Source organism: Mesorhizobium sp. CNPSo 4688 (assembly GCF_057784295.1).
In genome coordinates, this window is sequence record NZ_JBWLUY010000008.1 from 292,428 (window position 1) to 307,515 (window position 15,088).

15 protein-coding genes are annotated in these 15,088 nt (G+C 64.0%); 6 read left to right on the plus strand and 9 right to left on the minus strand.

Annotation, left to right across the window (positions count from 1 at the left end; all coding sequences use genetic code 11):
• Positions 1 to 4: 4 nt before the first annotated feature.
• The 6 genes from AC04SH_RS17460 to AC04SH_RS17485 are packed head-to-tail and all read left to right on the plus strand — an operon-like array spanning position 5 to position 5,663.
• Complete coding sequence (locus AC04SH_RS17460; protein WP_488575956.1) at positions 5 to 1,081, plus strand: extracellular solute-binding protein; 1,077 nt, start codon at positions 5 to 7, stop codon at positions 1,079 to 1,081.
• 22 nt (positions 1,082 to 1,103) lie between these two features.
• On the plus strand, positions 1,104 to 1,976 hold the full coding sequence (locus AC04SH_RS17465) for an ABC transporter permease (protein ID WP_488575957.1): 873 nt from the start codon (positions 1,104 to 1,106) through the stop codon (positions 1,974 to 1,976).
• The gene (locus AC04SH_RS17470; RefSeq protein ID WP_488575958.1) at positions 1,976 to 2,773 is read left to right on the plus strand and encodes an ABC transporter permease; all 798 of its coding nucleotides are present in this window, start codon (positions 1,976 to 1,978) and stop codon (positions 2,771 to 2,773) included. The genes AC04SH_RS17465 and AC04SH_RS17470 overlap by 1 nt, the downstream gene beginning before the upstream one ends.
• Complete coding sequence (locus AC04SH_RS17475; RefSeq protein ID WP_488575959.1) at positions 2,770 to 3,885, plus strand: ABC transporter ATP-binding protein; 1,116 nt, start codon at positions 2,770 to 2,772, stop codon at positions 3,883 to 3,885. The genes AC04SH_RS17470 and AC04SH_RS17475 overlap by 4 nt, the downstream gene beginning before the upstream one ends.
• 21 nt (positions 3,886 to 3,906) lie before the next feature.
• Entirely contained in the window at positions 3,907 to 5,292 is a 1,386-nt protein-coding gene (locus AC04SH_RS17480) for an NAD(P)/FAD-dependent oxidoreductase (RefSeq protein WP_488575960.1), read from the plus strand.
• Between the two features lie 2 nt (positions 5,293 to 5,294).
• Positions 5,295 to 5,663: a cupin domain-containing protein gene (locus AC04SH_RS17485; RefSeq protein ID WP_488575961.1), complete on the plus strand. Its 369-nt coding sequence runs from the start codon at positions 5,295 to 5,297 to the stop codon at positions 5,661 to 5,663.
• 24 nt (positions 5,664 to 5,687) lie between these two features.
• On the opposite strand, the gene AC04SH_RS17490 is transcribed toward AC04SH_RS17485, so the two are convergent.
• The 9 genes from AC04SH_RS17490 to AC04SH_RS17530 all read right to left on the minus strand — a co-directional run bounded on the left by AC04SH_RS17490 (position 5,688) and on the right by AC04SH_RS17530 (position 15,033).
• Positions 5,688 to 7,331 carry an MFS transporter gene (locus tag AC04SH_RS17490; RefSeq protein WP_477233051.1) on the minus strand — a complete coding sequence of 548 codons (1,644 nt, stop codon included), beginning with the start codon at positions 7,329 to 7,331 and terminating at the stop codon, positions 5,688 to 5,690.
• A 235-nt stretch (positions 7,332 to 7,566) separates the two neighbouring features.
• Positions 7,567 to 9,432 (minus strand): asparagine synthase (glutamine-hydrolyzing), encoded by a 1,866-nt coding sequence (gene asnB / locus AC04SH_RS17495; protein WP_488575962.1) that lies wholly within the window; start codon positions 9,430 to 9,432, stop codon positions 7,567 to 7,569.
• A gap of 151 nt (positions 9,433 to 9,583) precedes the next feature.
• On the minus strand, positions 9,584 to 9,850 hold the full coding sequence (fliQ, locus tag AC04SH_RS17500) for a flagellar biosynthesis protein FliQ (protein WP_127853917.1): 267 nt from the start codon (positions 9,848 to 9,850) through the stop codon (positions 9,584 to 9,586).
• 26 nt (positions 9,851 to 9,876) lie between these two features.
• Entirely contained in the window at positions 9,877 to 10,284 is a 408-nt protein-coding gene (gene flgD, locus AC04SH_RS17505) for a flagellar hook assembly protein FlgD (RefSeq protein ID WP_192254459.1), read from the minus strand.
• Entirely contained in the window at positions 10,284 to 10,727 is a 444-nt protein-coding gene (flbT, locus tag AC04SH_RS17510) for a flagellar biosynthesis repressor FlbT (protein WP_488575963.1), read from the minus strand. Before flbT ends, flgD begins: the two co-directional genes overlap by 1 nt.
• On the minus strand, positions 10,724 to 11,071 hold the full coding sequence (gene flaF, locus AC04SH_RS17515; protein WP_192254454.1) for a flagellar biosynthesis regulator FlaF: 348 nt from the start codon (positions 11,069 to 11,071) through the stop codon (positions 10,724 to 10,726). The genes flbT and flaF overlap by 4 nt, the downstream gene beginning before the upstream one ends.
• Positions 11,072 to 11,101: 30 nt before the next feature.
• Complete coding sequence (locus AC04SH_RS17520) at positions 11,102 to 12,145, minus strand: flagellar hook-associated family protein (RefSeq protein WP_477233048.1); 1,044 nt, start codon at positions 12,143 to 12,145, stop codon at positions 11,102 to 11,104.
• Positions 12,146 to 12,148: 3 nt separating this feature from the next.
• Positions 12,149 to 13,603 carry a flagellar hook-associated protein FlgK gene (gene flgK, locus AC04SH_RS17525; protein ID WP_477233047.1) on the minus strand — a complete coding sequence of 485 codons (1,455 nt, stop codon included), beginning with the start codon at positions 13,601 to 13,603 and terminating at the stop codon, positions 12,149 to 12,151.
• 176 nt (positions 13,604 to 13,779) lie between these two features.
• Positions 13,780 to 15,033 carry a flagellar hook protein FlgE gene (locus AC04SH_RS17530; protein WP_488575964.1) on the minus strand — a complete coding sequence of 418 codons (1,254 nt, stop codon included), beginning with the start codon at positions 15,031 to 15,033 and terminating at the stop codon, positions 13,780 to 13,782.
• Positions 15,034 to 15,088 lie beyond the last annotated feature (55 nt).

The window sequence follows — 15,088 nt, forward strand, 5'->3', positions numbered from 1 at the left end:
AATCATGCTGAAAACGAAAACTTTGTATCTCAGCGCCATACTGGCGCTTGGCGTGCTGGCAACCGCGGCACTGGCGCAGGAAAAGCCGGTGGCGGGCGAGGTCAAGGAAGGGTCGCTCAAGGGCAAGACCCTGACGCTCGTTTCCTATGGCGGCATCTACCAGGACGGCCAGGCGGCCGCGCTGAAAGAGTTCGTCGACAAGTCCGGTGTCACCTTGCTCAATGACGGGCCGACCGAGATCGCCAAGCTGCAGGCGCAGGTCGAATCCGGCAACGTCACCTGGGACGTCGTCGACACCGACGACCTGCCGCCTTACGTCTACTGCGGCAAGCTGTTCCAGAAGCTGGATCTGACGAAGCTTGACGTCTCGAAAATCCCGGAAGGCCAGGTCGGCGAATGCTCGGTGCCGGCGATGAACTACGGCGTCGTGCTGATGTACAACACCGAGAAGTACAAGGATAATCCGCCCAAGAGCTGGGCCGACTTCTTCGACACGGAGAAATTCCCCGGCGTGCGCGGGATCGACGGCTCCGGCAGCCCGACCGGCGGCTTGCTCGAACAGGCGTTCAAGGTCGCCGGCGGCGACCCGAAGGCGATGACGGTGGCCGATATCGACAAGGCCATCGATGTGGTCCGCAAGCTCGGCCCCGATACCATTTTCTGGAAGACGGGTGCTGAATCGCAGCAACTCGCCGAATCCGGCGAGGCCGACATGCTGATGATGTGGACGGGCCGCGCCATGACGGCGGTGAAGAACGGCGCCAAATATACGCCGGCCTGGCAGGATTGGCTGGTGGTGATGGACCAGATGACCATCCCGGTCGGCGTCAAGGATACGGACGCATCCTATGCGCTGCTCAATGCCTATCTCGGCAAAGGCGCGCAGGAGATCTTGGCTCAGCAGACCTCCTACACGCCGATCAACAATGACGCGCAGCCCAAAGTCGATGCGTCGGTCGCCGCCTTCCTGACCAACACGCCAGAGCGCCAGAAGCAGGGCTACAAGCAGAACTTCAAGTTCTGGGTCCCGAACTTTGCGGTGGCGCAGGAGAAGTGGGCGGCGCTGATGGCCGGCAACTGAGCGAGCGCGTGAGAGGCCGATCGTGAGCGCGTCCGACCCCATCGCCCAACCCGTCGCCGATGCGCGGCCGGGTCGGGCATGGCGGCCGTTCGCGCTCACGGCGCCGGCACTCATCTTGCTCATCGCGGTGATCGGCTATCCGCTGCTCACCATCGTTCTGCGCAGCCTGTCGGAACCTGAATGGGGTTTGCAGAACTACACTTGGTTCTTCGGTGCGCCGGTCAACCTGACGGTGCTGCAGCGGACCTTCACCATCTCGGCCTGGGTGACGCTGGTGTGCGTCATCGCGGCCTATCCCTATGCCTATCTGATGACCGCGGTCGGGCCGCGCGTCCGCCTGGTGCTGGTGCTGTGCGTGCTGATCCCGTTCTGGGTGAGCGGCGTGGTGCGCACGCTGTCCTGGGTGATCCTGCTGCAGGATTCCGGCGTCATCAATTCGCTGCTGCGCTCGGCCGGGTTCAGCGGCGTCAAGCTGATCCGCACCCAGACGGGCGTTGTCATCGGCATGGCACAGGTGCTTTTGCCGTTCATGATCCTGCCGCTCTATTCGGTGATGCAAGGCATTGACCTGAGGCTGATGCGCGCGGCGCAAAGTTTAGGCGCACGACCTTCCCGCGCGTTCCTCACCGTCTACCTGCCGCTGTCGCTGCCCGGCGTCTATGCCGGCGCGATCATCGTCTTCATCCTGTCGCTGGGCTTCTACATCACACCGGCTTTGCTCGGCGGGCCGCGCTCGACCATGCTGTCGACGCTGGTGCAGACGCAGGTGCTGAGCCTGCTGCAATGGGGCAGGGGCGGTGCCATGGGCGTGGTGCTGCTGGTCACCACCTTCGTGCTGCTGGCACTGGCTGCACCCGTGATGCGGTCCAGATATCGGGAAGCGGGGCGGCGCTGATGGAGATGAAGCCGCTCACCCGCGTTTTTCTCGGCCTCGTCTGCCTGCTGGTGGCGATATGGCTGGTGGCGCCGACGCTGGTCGTGGTGCCGATGTCGTTCAACGAGAACAAGTCGCTGGCGTTTCCGCCGCAGGGCTTCTCCTGGCAATGGTACCAGAATTTTGTCACCAATCCGGACTGGTCGAACAGCTTCCTCAATTCGCTGAAGGTCGCCTCGATCGTGGCGGTGCTGGCAACGGTGCTCGGCACGCTTGCCGCCTTCGGCCTCGACCGTATGAAGGCGCGGCCGGCAAACCTTTTGCGCATGCTGATGCTGACGCCGATGGTGGTGCCGGGCGTGGTGCTGGCCATCGGCATCTACGCCGTCTATCTCGACACGCAGCTTGTCGGCACGCTCACCGGCTTCGTGCTCGCCCACACCATCCTTGCGCTGCCCTTCGTGCTGATCGCCGTGTCGGCCAGTCTCGAAGTGTTCGACAGGCGGCTGGAGACGGCTGCGGCGAGCCTGGGTGCGGGCGCGCTCACCACATTCCGGACGGTGACGCTGCCTCTGATCGCGCCCGGCGTGGCGTCCGGCCTGCTGTTCGCCTTCGCCACTTCCTTCGACGAGATCGTCGTGTCGCTGTTCATCACCAACCCCTATCTCAAGACATTGCCGGTGCAGATCTTCGCTTCGATCACGCGCGATGCCGACCCGACGGTCGCGGCCGTCGGCACGATCCTGCTTTTCGCCACCACGATCCTGATCGGCGGCGGCATGCTTCTTCTTGGCCGCGAACGGAAAGGACGCCCATGAACCCGAAGCCGACAAGCAAGGGCGCGGCGATCGATCTCGAAGCGATCAGCAAAGCCTATGGCGGCTTCAAGGCGCTGGATGGCGTGTCGCTGCGCATCGAGCCGGGCGAGTTCATGACGCTGCTCGGGCCGAGCGGCTCGGGCAAGACGACGACGCTCAATGTGATTGCCGGCTTCACCGACGTGACCAGCGGCAAGCTGCTGGTCGGGGAGAAGAGCGTCATCGGCGTGCCGGCGCACAAGCGCAACATCGGCGTCGTCTTCCAGCACTATGCGCTGTTCCCGCATATGAGCGTCGGTCGCAACGTCGCCTATCCGCTGACGCTGCGCGGCGTCGATCAGGCAACGCGGCAGGCACGCGTGGCAAGGGCGCTCGACATGGTCAAGATGGGCGATTTCGCGCATCGCTATCCCAGCGAATTGTCGGGCGGCCAGCAGCAACGCGTGGCGCTTGCCCGCGCCATAGTCTTCGACCCGCCGCTGCTTCTGATGGACGAGCCGCTCGGCGCGCTCGACAAGAAGCTGCGCGAATGGCTGCAGCTGGAGATCAAGCGCATCCACCGCGAACTCGGCACCACCTTCGTCTATGTCACGCATGACCAGGAAGAGGCGCTGGTCCTGTCGGACCGCATCGCCGTGTTCAACCGCGGACGCATAGAACAGGTCGGCACCGGCCGACAGCTCTATGACGAGCCGGCAACGCTGTTTGTCGGTCGCTTCATCGGCGATTCCACGGTGCTGCGCGGGCAAGCGCGCGGCGACGGCACCAGCACCGCGCTGAGCATCGCCGGCGAGACGGTGACGGCGCCGCGCAAGCTATCGGGAGAGGCCAGCCCGGTGATGCTGCTGCGCCCTGAAAAGCTCAGCCTACGCCGGCCAGGCCAAAGTGCTGCCAATGGCGGCAATCGCCTGTCGGGGACGATCGCTGAAGCCATCTATCTCGGCTCGGAATCGAAATACGAAGTGAAACTCGCCGACGGTTCCGCCGCCATCGTGCGCTCACCGCTGACCGGCGAGAGTTTTGGCCTCGGCGAAAAGGTCGAGCTTTGCTTCGACGGCACCGACGCCAAGCTGCTCGCCGACGACAGCACCGCCGACACCACCCTCACCTGATCCCCGTCTGAAAGTCATTCCATGCAAGCCAAGCGCAACGGCGACATATCGTTCTGGTATGCGGATCTGGGGGCGATTCCGGTGCCCAGGCCGGCCTTGCCCGGCGACATCGAGGCCGATGTCGCCATCGTCGGCGCCGGTTATACTGGCCTGTGGACGGCCTACTATCTGAAGAAGGCGAAGCCCTCGTTGCGCGTCGTCATCATCGAGCGCGAATTTGCCGGCTTCGGCGCTTCGGGCCGCAATGGCGGCTGGCTGTCGGGCGGCTTCAGCTGGTCGCGCGAAAAGTACCTCAAGACATCGAACCGGCAAGGCGTGATGGCGATGCAGGCAGCGATGGCGGGTTGCGTCGATGAGGTGATCCGGGTGGCGACCGAGGAAGGCATCGACGCCGACATTCGTCGCGTCGACAATCTGACGGTGGCGACCAACCCGGCGCAGTTAGAGCGTGTGCGCGAGGAGTGCGAGACGATCCGCTCCTGGGATGTCGACCCGAACCGTGTCGAGATGCTGGACGCCGCCGCGACACGCGCGCGCATCAACATCCGCAATGTCATAGGCGGCTTCGTCGTTCATGGCCAGGCGCGGGTGCAGCCGGCCAAGCTGGTGCGCGGGCTTGCCGATGCCGTCGAGCGGCTGGGCGTGCCGATCTACGAGAAGACGACGGTGACCACCATTGCCAGAGGCAGCGTGACGACAGACTGCGGTACCGTGCGGGCGGAAACGATCATCCGCGCGACTGAAGGTTTCACGGCGGGCATTCCCGGCGAGGAGCGGACCTGGCTGGCGCTGAACAGCGCGCAGATCGTGACCGAGCCGCTGTCGGCCGAACTGTGGCGCGACATCGGCTGGGAAGGGCACGAACTGCTCGGCAATGCGGCGCATGCCTATTGCTATGCGCAACGCACGCGCGAGGGCCGCATCACCATGGGCGGACGCGGCGTGCCTTATCGCTATGGCTCGCTCACCGACGTCAACGGGCAGACGCAGCAGGCGACGATCGACCAGCTGCACACGATCCTGACGACGCTCTTGCCGCAGACGGCGGGCTGCCGTATCGACCACGCCTGGTGCGGCGTGCTTGGCGTGCCGCGCGACTGGTGCACGACGGTTGGCCTCGATCCCGCTACCCGCATCGGCTGGGCCGGCGGCTATGTCGGGCTCGGCGTTTCGAGCTCCAACCTTTCGGGGCGCACGCTTGCCGACCTTGTTCTCGGGGCGCACACCGAACTGACGCAGCTGCCGTGGGTCAACCGCAAGGTCAGGCCGTGGGAGCCGGAACCGTTCCGGTGGCTGGGCGTGCATTCGATGTACCAGCTCTACAGCATCGCCGACCGCCGCGAAGCGGCAGGGCTTGCGCACACCTCGAAGCTGGCGGCCATTGCCGACAGCCTCACAGGCCACTGACTATGGAGCCCGACTTGATCGACCTCTCGACTTTCCACGACCTCGCCAAGGCCGAGATCGGTGCGTTCTCACCAAAGCCTACCTCCATCGAAGGCGATCAGGTCGAGGCCGTACGTTCGTTCTTCCAGTCGCCGGACGGAACCGTCGATATCGGCATCTGGGAATGCACGCCCGGTCGCTTCACCGCCGATCGTTCGGACTCGTCTGAGATCTGCCACATCATTTCGGGGCGCGTGGAACTGAGCCGCATCGACGGTGAGGTGCGCGAACTCGGTCCGGGCGACCTGCTGGTCCTGCCGCAGGGCTGGAAAGGCGAGTGGCGGATACGCGAGACCACGCGCAAGCTCTACATGATTCAGAGCGCGGGCTGAGAGGCGTCGCCGATCCAGACGAAGTCAGTGGTCGATCGGACCCTTCGGCGAGACCAGCGCGGTGCCGGCGGTCGTCGGGCGCTCGATCAGGCGGCGCACGCGCGGCGGTTCGTCGCCGCTGTGCAGCGCCCGCACCCGCTCGCTGACGACCGCGTCGGCATGGGTGGCGCGCCGGTTGTGGCGGATATATTCCAGCCAGGTCGGCGTGTGGTAGTGCTCGATCCAGATCGTCGGATTTTCGAGGTCGCGCGCCAGCGTCCAGTTGCGGGCGCCGTCGCGGCGGCGGATACGCCCGCGCTCGGCCATGGTGGCGAGGAATTCGGGCACGTCCTCGTCGCGGATGACATACTCGATCATGATGGCGATCGGGCCGCTGCGTGGCTTTAGGTCAAGGCCGAGATGCGGCTCCTTGAAGCGGTTGAGCGGGTCGAGGTTGAGCGCGGTCTGCTGCGGCAAGGGCAAGAGCAGGCCGATGGCGCCGCCGACGAGCATTGCGATGCTTGCTGCGATGAGCGCGGTTTCGGCGCCATGCGCATCGGCAACGACGCCCCAGATCCAGCTGCCCAGCGCGATGCCGCCGAAGGTCGCCGTCTGGTAGACCGACAGCACCCGGCCGACGACCCAACGCGGCGTCGACATCTGCACGGTGACGTTGAAGTGCGACAGGGCGATCACCCAACAGGCGCCGCCAATGAGGAGGCCCGCTGATGTCTGCCAGGCATTGTGGCTGATTGCGGCGTTGAGGGCGCAGACGGCGAAGCCGGCGAAGGCCATGCGCACCATCGTCTCGCTGGACAGCAATTGCCGCAGACGCACGCTGATCAGCGCACCGCCGACGGCGCCGATGCCGAAGGCGCCGAGCATGATGCCGTAGGTCAAGGCATCGCCCTTGACGACGTCGCGCGCCACCAGCGGCAGCAGCGCCAGAACCGCGCCGGCGCTGAAGCCGAAGGCCGAGCCCCTGACCAGCACCTTGCCGATGTTGGGCGACATGGCGACATAGCGCAGGCCGGCGCCCATGGCCGCACCCAGCGTCTCGCGCGGCAGCGACGAGACCGGCAGATCCGGCTTCCAGCGGAAGAGCACGATGATGAGGCCGATATAGCTCAGCGCATTGGCGGCAAAGGCCGCGGCCGCACCCGCAGCGGCAACGATGATACCGCCGATCGCCGGGCCGACGCTGCGGGTCAGGTTGAAGCCGAGCGAATTCAGCGCCACAGCCGCCGGCAGCTTGTTGCGCGGCACCATGTCGCCGACCGATGCCTGCCAGGACGGATTGTTGAGCGCCGTGCCGCTGTCGATCAGGAAGGTGAAGGCAAGCAGCGTCCAAGGCGTCATCCAGCCGTTCCAGGTGAACAGCGTTAGAAGTGCAGAGACGACCAGCATGAAGACCTGGGCAATCAGCATCACCTTGCGCCGGTTGAAGCTGTCGGCTATGGCGCCGGCGACGAGCGCAAACAGCATGATCGGCAGCGTGGTCGACGCTTGGACCAGCGCCACCTGATAGGGCGAGGTGGCGATGGTCGTCATCATCCAGGCGGCGCCGACGCCCTGGATCAGGCCACCGAAATTCGACACCAGACTGGCCGACCAGACGGCGCGAAAAATACCATGCCGGAACGGCGCCAGCGCCGAGACGCGTTCGCTGTCCGGCTCGTCATCGATCATCAGATCTGTCCCACCTTCATGCGCTGGTTTCGTCCGCCGGGACGACAATCACGGCATGCGTTTGAAATAGAGCACGACATCCAAAAGGGCGAACGCCTCTTCGAAAAAGATCATGGTCCAACAACAGGGTAGCAAGGCGAAAATACGTCAGCCGGCAAGGGTTCGCTGCCCAGGGCGATGTTCTCGTTGGTCCACCGCGCCGGGTATCGGCAGGGGGTATTGACCGGGGGCGAAGTCAGCTTCTGTCGCTGGCGGCATGCAGAGCTTCGGTGAGCCGGCCGGTCGTCTCGCCGCCGGCGTGAAGGCGCAGGAAAAGCTCCATGCCGACAAGCCGCAGTCTGGAAGGTTCCTCGCGCCGCGCGAACTGGATCATGTCCTCCACGCTGGCTGTGGGCCACTTCATGGCATCGCGCAGGAAACCGCCGCGCAGCAAAGTCTCGGTGCCGGCCGAAAATTCGGACGATATCTCGAAGCCGATCTTGCGCGCCTGGACGTTCTGGCGCGGAATATGCTTTTCAGCGACCTTCCGCAAAAGCCATTTTCCTGTTTTGTCGCGGTATTTATGCCGCCTCGGCAAATGGATCGCGAAATCGATCAGCCGGTTTTCCAGGAACGGGACCCGCAGCTCCACGGACGCCGCCATGCTCAGCCGGTCGTGCCGGTGCAGGATGTCCTGTAGATGTGAATAGAGGTCATAGAGGCAATGTCCGAGGAAGGCACGATCGGCGGGCGGCGCTATCGGCTGCAAGCGGTCGAAAATCTCTGTCTGCAGGAAGTTCAGCTCCGGCGACAGGGCGCGCAGGACCATGTTGCGCTCCATTTGTGAGTGGCTTCCAGCCGAGACCTTGTAGGGCGCACGGCGCTGATGCTCGAATCGCCGATCGAGCGAGCGCTTCGAATGGAACAGACGCCGGGGCCACGACCAGGGGCGCCACATCTTCAGGCTCAAGGCCTGTAGTGGGTAACCGCCGAACAATTCGTCGGCGCCTTCACCGGTCAGCAACACCTTGACGCCGTCTACCCGGCATTGTTCGGCAAGCGCCAGCAGCCCGACATGGCTGGCGTGCCAGCCATCGCTTTCCAGATGCCAGATTACCCTTGGCCAAAGGTCGAAAAAACGATCCCTGTCGACTGGTACCCGGCGCAAGGGCACACCGACATGGCGGCCGGTGCGCTCGGCGTCTTCGGCCTCGCTGCGGCCGAGCTGCGGGTCGACGACATAACCATGGACCTCTGGCCTGAACCGCTTTGCCAGCGCCGTTATCAGGCCGGAATCGACGCCGCTGCTGCAGGCCGTGGCGACGCCGGTATCGGCGATGCAGTGAAGCCCGACGCTGTCCTTGAGCAGCGCCTCGAGCGTTGCCATGTGCTCCGCGTCAGAAGATCGGTCGCCGGTGATGCGCGCGGTCTCCAGCACGTCCAGCACATGCCAGAAGCGGCGCTTTTCGATACCGCCGTCGGTGATCTTCCACAGGCCGGCAGGCGGCAAGCGCTCGATGCGGTCGAACAGGCTGTAGCTGGAATCGCGGCTCTGCCAGGCCAGCCGCAATGTCATCTCGCGGCTGTCGATGTCACGCGGGAAACCGTCGCAGGCAAGGAGTGCTTTGTCCTCGGAGGCAAACAGGAATCGATCCGGCATGTCGGCCACCGACATCGGCTTGATGCCGAGACGGTCACGAGCAAGCCACAGCGCACTGTTGCGGGCGTCGAAATAGGCGAAGGAAAACATGCCGTCGAACAGCGGCACGGCCTTTTCGGGACCCCAGTGACGCAGGGCTTCGAGCACCACTTCGGCATCGCTGACGGTTCGGAAGACCAGGCCTTGCGCCTGAAGCGTCTCGCGCAGCGACCGGTAATTGTAGACCTCGCCATTGTAGACGAGCACGCCCTGGCCGGATGCGGTCAGCATCGGTTCGCGGGCAGCGGGCGAGAGGTCGATGATGGTCAGCCGGCGGTGCCCGAGGGCCAGCCGGTTGTTGCTCCAGCTGTCATGATCGTCGGGGCCGCGATGCACCAGCACCTGCATCATGCGGATGACATCCGACAGGTCGTTGGCGTTGATCGGGTTTCGCTTGCGCCAGACGCCGGCTATTCCGCACATGGCCTGCCGGTCGATGTTGCCTGGATCATGACTCGCAATCTAGCTGGAACCAAGCAGGCTGCAAGCAGCTCTCGCTACTACGCAATTCCTCAGGGAAAGCGCTACGCGCTTTTCCCGGGAAAACCGCGACACACTTTTCCTGGAATTGCTTCTAGAATCCGTTTTCGATGCGCTCGAAGATGACGTTGGTGAAGGCCGAGATCTGGCTGCCGATGAACGGGCCGGTCAGCGCCACGACCAGCATGATGGCGACGATCTTGGGCACGAAGGTCAGGGTGATTTCCTGGATCTGGGTCAGGGCCTGGATCAGCGCGATGCCGATGCCGACCGCCATGGCGACCAGCACCACCGGCGCGGAAGCGGTGAGCACCGTCCACACCGCGTACTGGACGATGTCGAGCGCGTCGGCTTCGTTCATGTGAGTGCGCCTCTACGGAACCGGGTCTAGCTGGCCGGTTTTATCGACACGCCCGCGCCGACCGGCACTTCGGTACCGTTCTGCAGCACGGCGATCAGGCCGTTGCTGGCAAGCTTGACGGAGGCTACGACGCCCGTCGTCTTGCCGTCGGCCGAGGTGATTGAACGGCCGATCAGGGCGTCCGCCTGCGATAGCGCCGAGGACTGCATGATCTGGTCGAGCTTGGTGTTGGTCTGCACCGATTGCTCGACCTGCGAGAAGGTGGCGAGCTGGGCGACATACTGCGTCGAATCCATCGGTTTCGTCGGATCCTGGTTCTTCATCTCGGCGATCAGCAGCTTCAAAAACGACTGGTAGTCGACCGCTGTCTTCGACGTCTGCTGGGTGCCCTGGTTGGCGCCCGTCGGGATTGTCGTCGTCATGTCCACATTCATCAGTATTGTGCTCCCACGGCCAGCGGGCGCTTCGCGCCCTGAACATCGTCATTGCCGCCAAGCGCGCGGCGTTCGAGCGGATAAAGCGCACGGATCGCCTTCAGCGCTTCATAGATATGGTCTTCGCCGACCATGCGGTCGATCTGCTTCAGCGCGCTGCTGATCTGCTCGTCCTCGAAGCTTGCCAAAAGCAAGGGCAGCGAGCGGCGAAACATGGCGCGCGCCTCTACGGCGCCGGCCGGGTTCATCAGCATGACCTGCAGGATGAAGTAGAGCTGCTTCAGCGGCGTCGAGGCCTCGTCGGCCTGGATGACATGGTTCTCGAGCAAAAACTGCACGTCGTTCATCAACTCGACGGTGACCTTGCGGTCGACGCGGATGACGGCGCCGTTGATGTAGATCTTCTCGTTCGGCTTCAGCGATATCTTCAGCGTGTTGGTCATTGAATGCCGTCCCGGATGATCTGGGACACTTCGATCAGGCCTTCGAAATTGTCGGTGCGGCCCTGGCGGATGTCTTCGGCCTCGCGCAGCAGCCACAGGCCGATGGAGATGAGGTTGGCGCGCAGTTCCTTGGGCAGGACATTGTCGCTGGAGCCGAGATCCTCGACGAAGGTAGTCCAGACCCGGTTGGTGAAGTGCAGCGCCTCGACCGCCTCCATCGAGGTGTGACCGACAGCCGCCGCCGCCGACAGCATTTCGATCGAGCGGGTCAAAAGCTGCCGCTCGCGATCCTTGGCATCGGTGACGGAGTCGGTCTGGATGTCGGCGTAGGAGAATTGGTACATCGTTTGGCTCTACCGTTGCGGTTGAGATTGTCAGGTCAGGTAGTTCAGCAGGCTCATCTGCTGCAGGCGCGCAGTCAGCGCGAAGGACGTCTCGATATGCTGCGTCAGGTCCGCGACACGGGTGGCGGCCTCGGCCGGGTCGACGCCTTCCAGATCGAGGATATGGCGTTCGAAGAGATCGACCTGCGTCTTCATGCGATCGCTGGCGTCGGACACACGTTTTTCGGCAAGGCCGGTCTCGGCCTGTAGCTGGCCGAGACCGCCGAGGGCCTCGCCGACCATCGCCTGGGCGCGGCCGACAACGGTGGTCTTCGCGGCCTGGCTGATGTTGCCGGAGAGCAGGCTTGTGACCATGGCGGAAGCCATGGCGAGTTTGCGGATGCTGTCGTCATTGGCGCTGGCTGAGGTCTGGGTGGTCTCGCCCAGCGAAATGCGGCTGACGATCTGCTGGTCGGTGGCATTCGACCAGTTGGCCTGCCAGCCGGCGCCCATGAACTGCGGCACGACATTGCTGGTGATGAAGCTGTCCATCTGGGCGGCGGTGATGTTGGCGGCGAGCGGATCGCTCTGCGTAAAGCCGAAATAGGACGAGAAGGAAGCGTCGAACGCAGCCTTGGCGGGTGAGCCGGCGGCGGTGAAGTCGTCGATCGGCTTGACGTCGGTGTTGGTGCCGGCAAACAGATATTCGCCGTTGACGCTGGCGTTGAGGATCGAGGTCATCTGCTGCACGGCGGCCTTGCCGGCTTGCTGTGTGATGGTGCTCGAGGAATTGCCGGCGGCGGTCAACGCAGTCAGCAAATTCTGTGCCGTGTCGGAAAGCTGGCCAAGCGCATCCTGCGTCGAGGATAGCCGGGCGGTGACCAGCGAATTGGAATCGATGATGACGTTCAACCGGTCGAGATCGCGCGAGAAGGTCACTGCCTGCGAGGTGCGCGCGCCGAGCGCCAGGCCGACATCGGCGACGGTGCCGGTCGTCGATTCCTTGGTGGCTTTGACCAGTTCGGCCTGCATGCGCATCTGCTGATAGCGCGCGGCGTTGGAGAGGGCGGCTGAGGAAACGGATGTGGCTTTCATGGCTTATCCCACGGCATCGAGCAGGGACGACAGCATGTCGTCGACGGTTTTCATCATGCGCGCCGAGGCCTGATAGGTGTGTTCGAGGTCGAGCAGCAGCGACATCTCCTGGTCGACATTGACGCCGGTGTCGTTGGACAGTGCCTCGGCGGTGCGCGATGCCAGCGCTTCCTTGGCGTCGGCGTTGGTAGAGGCCTGCTGGCGCTGGCCTTCGAACCAGCCAATGGCGTTGGCGGCGTAGTCGGAGACGCTGGAGGTGACGGTGATGCCGGCCGAAGGGTCGAAAGGCATCGGCTTGTCGAGCTTGTCGCCATAACCGATCAAAAGCTGCGAATAGGAGGCGTTGCCGGCGGTGTTGGCGATATAGGCGGCGCCATTGGCGCCGCCGTCGCGCAGCAGAACCGGATTGCCGCCTACGCTCGGATCCATTGCGGCGTTGACTTTGATCGAGCCGGCAAGGCCGTCGATCAGCGTGCCGGCTGCCGGGATGGCCGGCGCGCCAGACCAGGTGAACAGGCCGGTTCGGTCGGGCTGCGAAGGTGCCGTCTCGGCAAAGGCGGTGATGAGCCCGCGCGCGACCTCGTCGAGCTGGCTCTGCATGGTCGCGGCGACGCCGTCACGCAAGGTGATCAACCCGGCGAGCTTGCCGTCGGCGCTGGCGTTGCCGCCGGTGCCGGCGCTGACAGGCACATTGTCGATATAGATGGTGTTGCCGGGCGTGCCGGCGGTGTAGCCCGCCGACGGCGTGAAACTGACCGAGCGCGGAATGGTCTCGAACAGCGTCGTGCCGTCCTTGGTGGTGATGACCATGTCGTTGTCGCCGCGCGTGAACGTCGACACCGGCACATAGTCGGCGATCTTCTTCAAAAGGGCGTCGCGCTGGTCGAGTGCGTCGGACGCGTCCGTGCCCGAACGGGTTGCGGAGATGACCGCCTTGTTGGCGTCCTGGAACTGGCTGAGCAGCGATTTGAGATCGTCGACCGCCGTTGATATCTCGCCATCGGCCTGGGTGCGGAAATCCTGGATCGCCTTGGTGCCTTCATTCAGCGCGCGCACCACCTGCTGGGCCGCGTCGATGACGCTGGAACCGAGGTTCTGGTTGGACGGAGTGGAGGCGTAAAGCTGCAGCGCGTTCTGCAGGTTGCCGATCGCGGTCGAGGCCGAGGAGGCGTTGTCGACGCCGTTGACGGCAACGGCGAGGCGGTCAATGCCGCTGTAGAGCGTGCTCTGGCCGCTCCAGGCCGATTGCGCGCTGAGGTTCTGGCGAAACAGCAGGGCGTTGGCGGCGCGCTGGATCTCCACCGAGCGGGCGCCGGGCGCGCTGCTGACGACGACCGCGGTGCGGCGGGCGTAGTCGGGATTGCTAGCGTCGGCAATATTACGGGAAAGGACGCTGGTCTGCTTCGACGTGGTCTGAAGCGACTGTTGGGCTATGGTCAATGCGGAAGTCAGCGACATGCGGGTCTTTCACGAGGCCAGTGGGGAGGGGATGACGTTTCTGCCCTGTCGGCGGCGTCAGCGTTCGGAAACCTCCAATTCCAAACCACACCAGCCGGTTTGCCGGTGTGGCCTTGAATTCGAAATCCGCGCACCGCGCTGCTCCGGTTTGGGTTCATCCCACTAGCGCCCGTCGTTTATCTCTTCAGGTTGACAAGGACGTCCATGAGGTCGGAACCGGTCTGGAATACTTTCGAGTTTGCGGTGTAGCTGCGCTGCGCCGCGATCATGTTGGTCAGTTCCTCGGCGATATCGACGTTGGAATTTTCCAGCGCGCCGGAGATGATGCTGCCGAGCTTGCCTTCATTGGCAAAGCCGATGCGCACGGTGCCGGAGTCGGTGGATTGCGCATAGACGTTGCCAGGCAGTGCGGTGAGGTTGTCGGCGCTCTGGACGTCGGCCAACGGGATCTTGAACAGCGGCTTGGTCGAACCGTCCTGATACTGGGCGTAGATGACGCCGTCCTCGCCGATCTGGATCTTTTCGATCGTGCTGGGAGCGTTGCCGTTGACCTTCGCTTCGGAGACGGTGAAGCCGGTGCCGAGCTGGGTCAGCCTGGACAGATCGAGATCGAGCGACGCACCGCCCGGCACGGGTATCGTAATTGAGTCGACGGCGCCGGTGAGTTTGCCGGTGGTGGTGTCGAACGTCAGGTTGGCCGAGGCCAGCGCACCGCCCGTATAGGGGAAGGACGTGCCGGGCGTCGCCGTGGACTGGTCGAACACCGAAACCGACCAGGTGCCGGTGCCGGTGTTGGTGAAATAGACGTCGAGCAGCTTCTTGTTGCCGAGATTGTCATAGGTGACGATCGAGGATTTCGACGTGTACTCTGCCGTCGCGCTGTTGGAGGACGGCAGCGGACCGGCGGGCGGGGTGGCGCCCGCGGGCAGATTGGCGTTGAAGTTGCCCGTGGTGCTGGGCGTCGCCGTCATTTCCTGGTCGGAAATCTCGACAGGAACCAGGCCTTCGAAACCGTTGGCGGTGGCGGCAGGTGTGCCGTTAGCGTAGCTGTAGGCCATCAGCTGGTAGCCGGCGGCGTTCACCAGCCTGCCCTGGGCGTCGGGAACGAAAGCGCCGGCGCGGGTGAGGAAAGGCGTTCCGCTGGGATCCTGGACGACGAAGAAACCGTTGCCGTTAACCGCCAGGTCGGAGACCGAGGTCGTGTACTGAAGCACGCCCTGGGCGCTGATTGCCGAGCGGATCGTGGTGTTGACGCCGCCGGAATTGTAGGCGCCGCCGACCTGCGGCATGATAAGCGTCGAAAACTCGGCCGAGGATCGCTTGTAGCCGGTGGTGTCGGAATTGGCGATGTTGTCGGCTGTCGTCGACAGGCGGTTGGCCTGTGCGTTCATCCCGGAAACGCCGGTCCGCATCATTCCGTAAAGGCTCATCGAAACGTCTCCTCAATGCCCATGTCTGTGGTCGCGAGGGTATGATTTCTGTCTT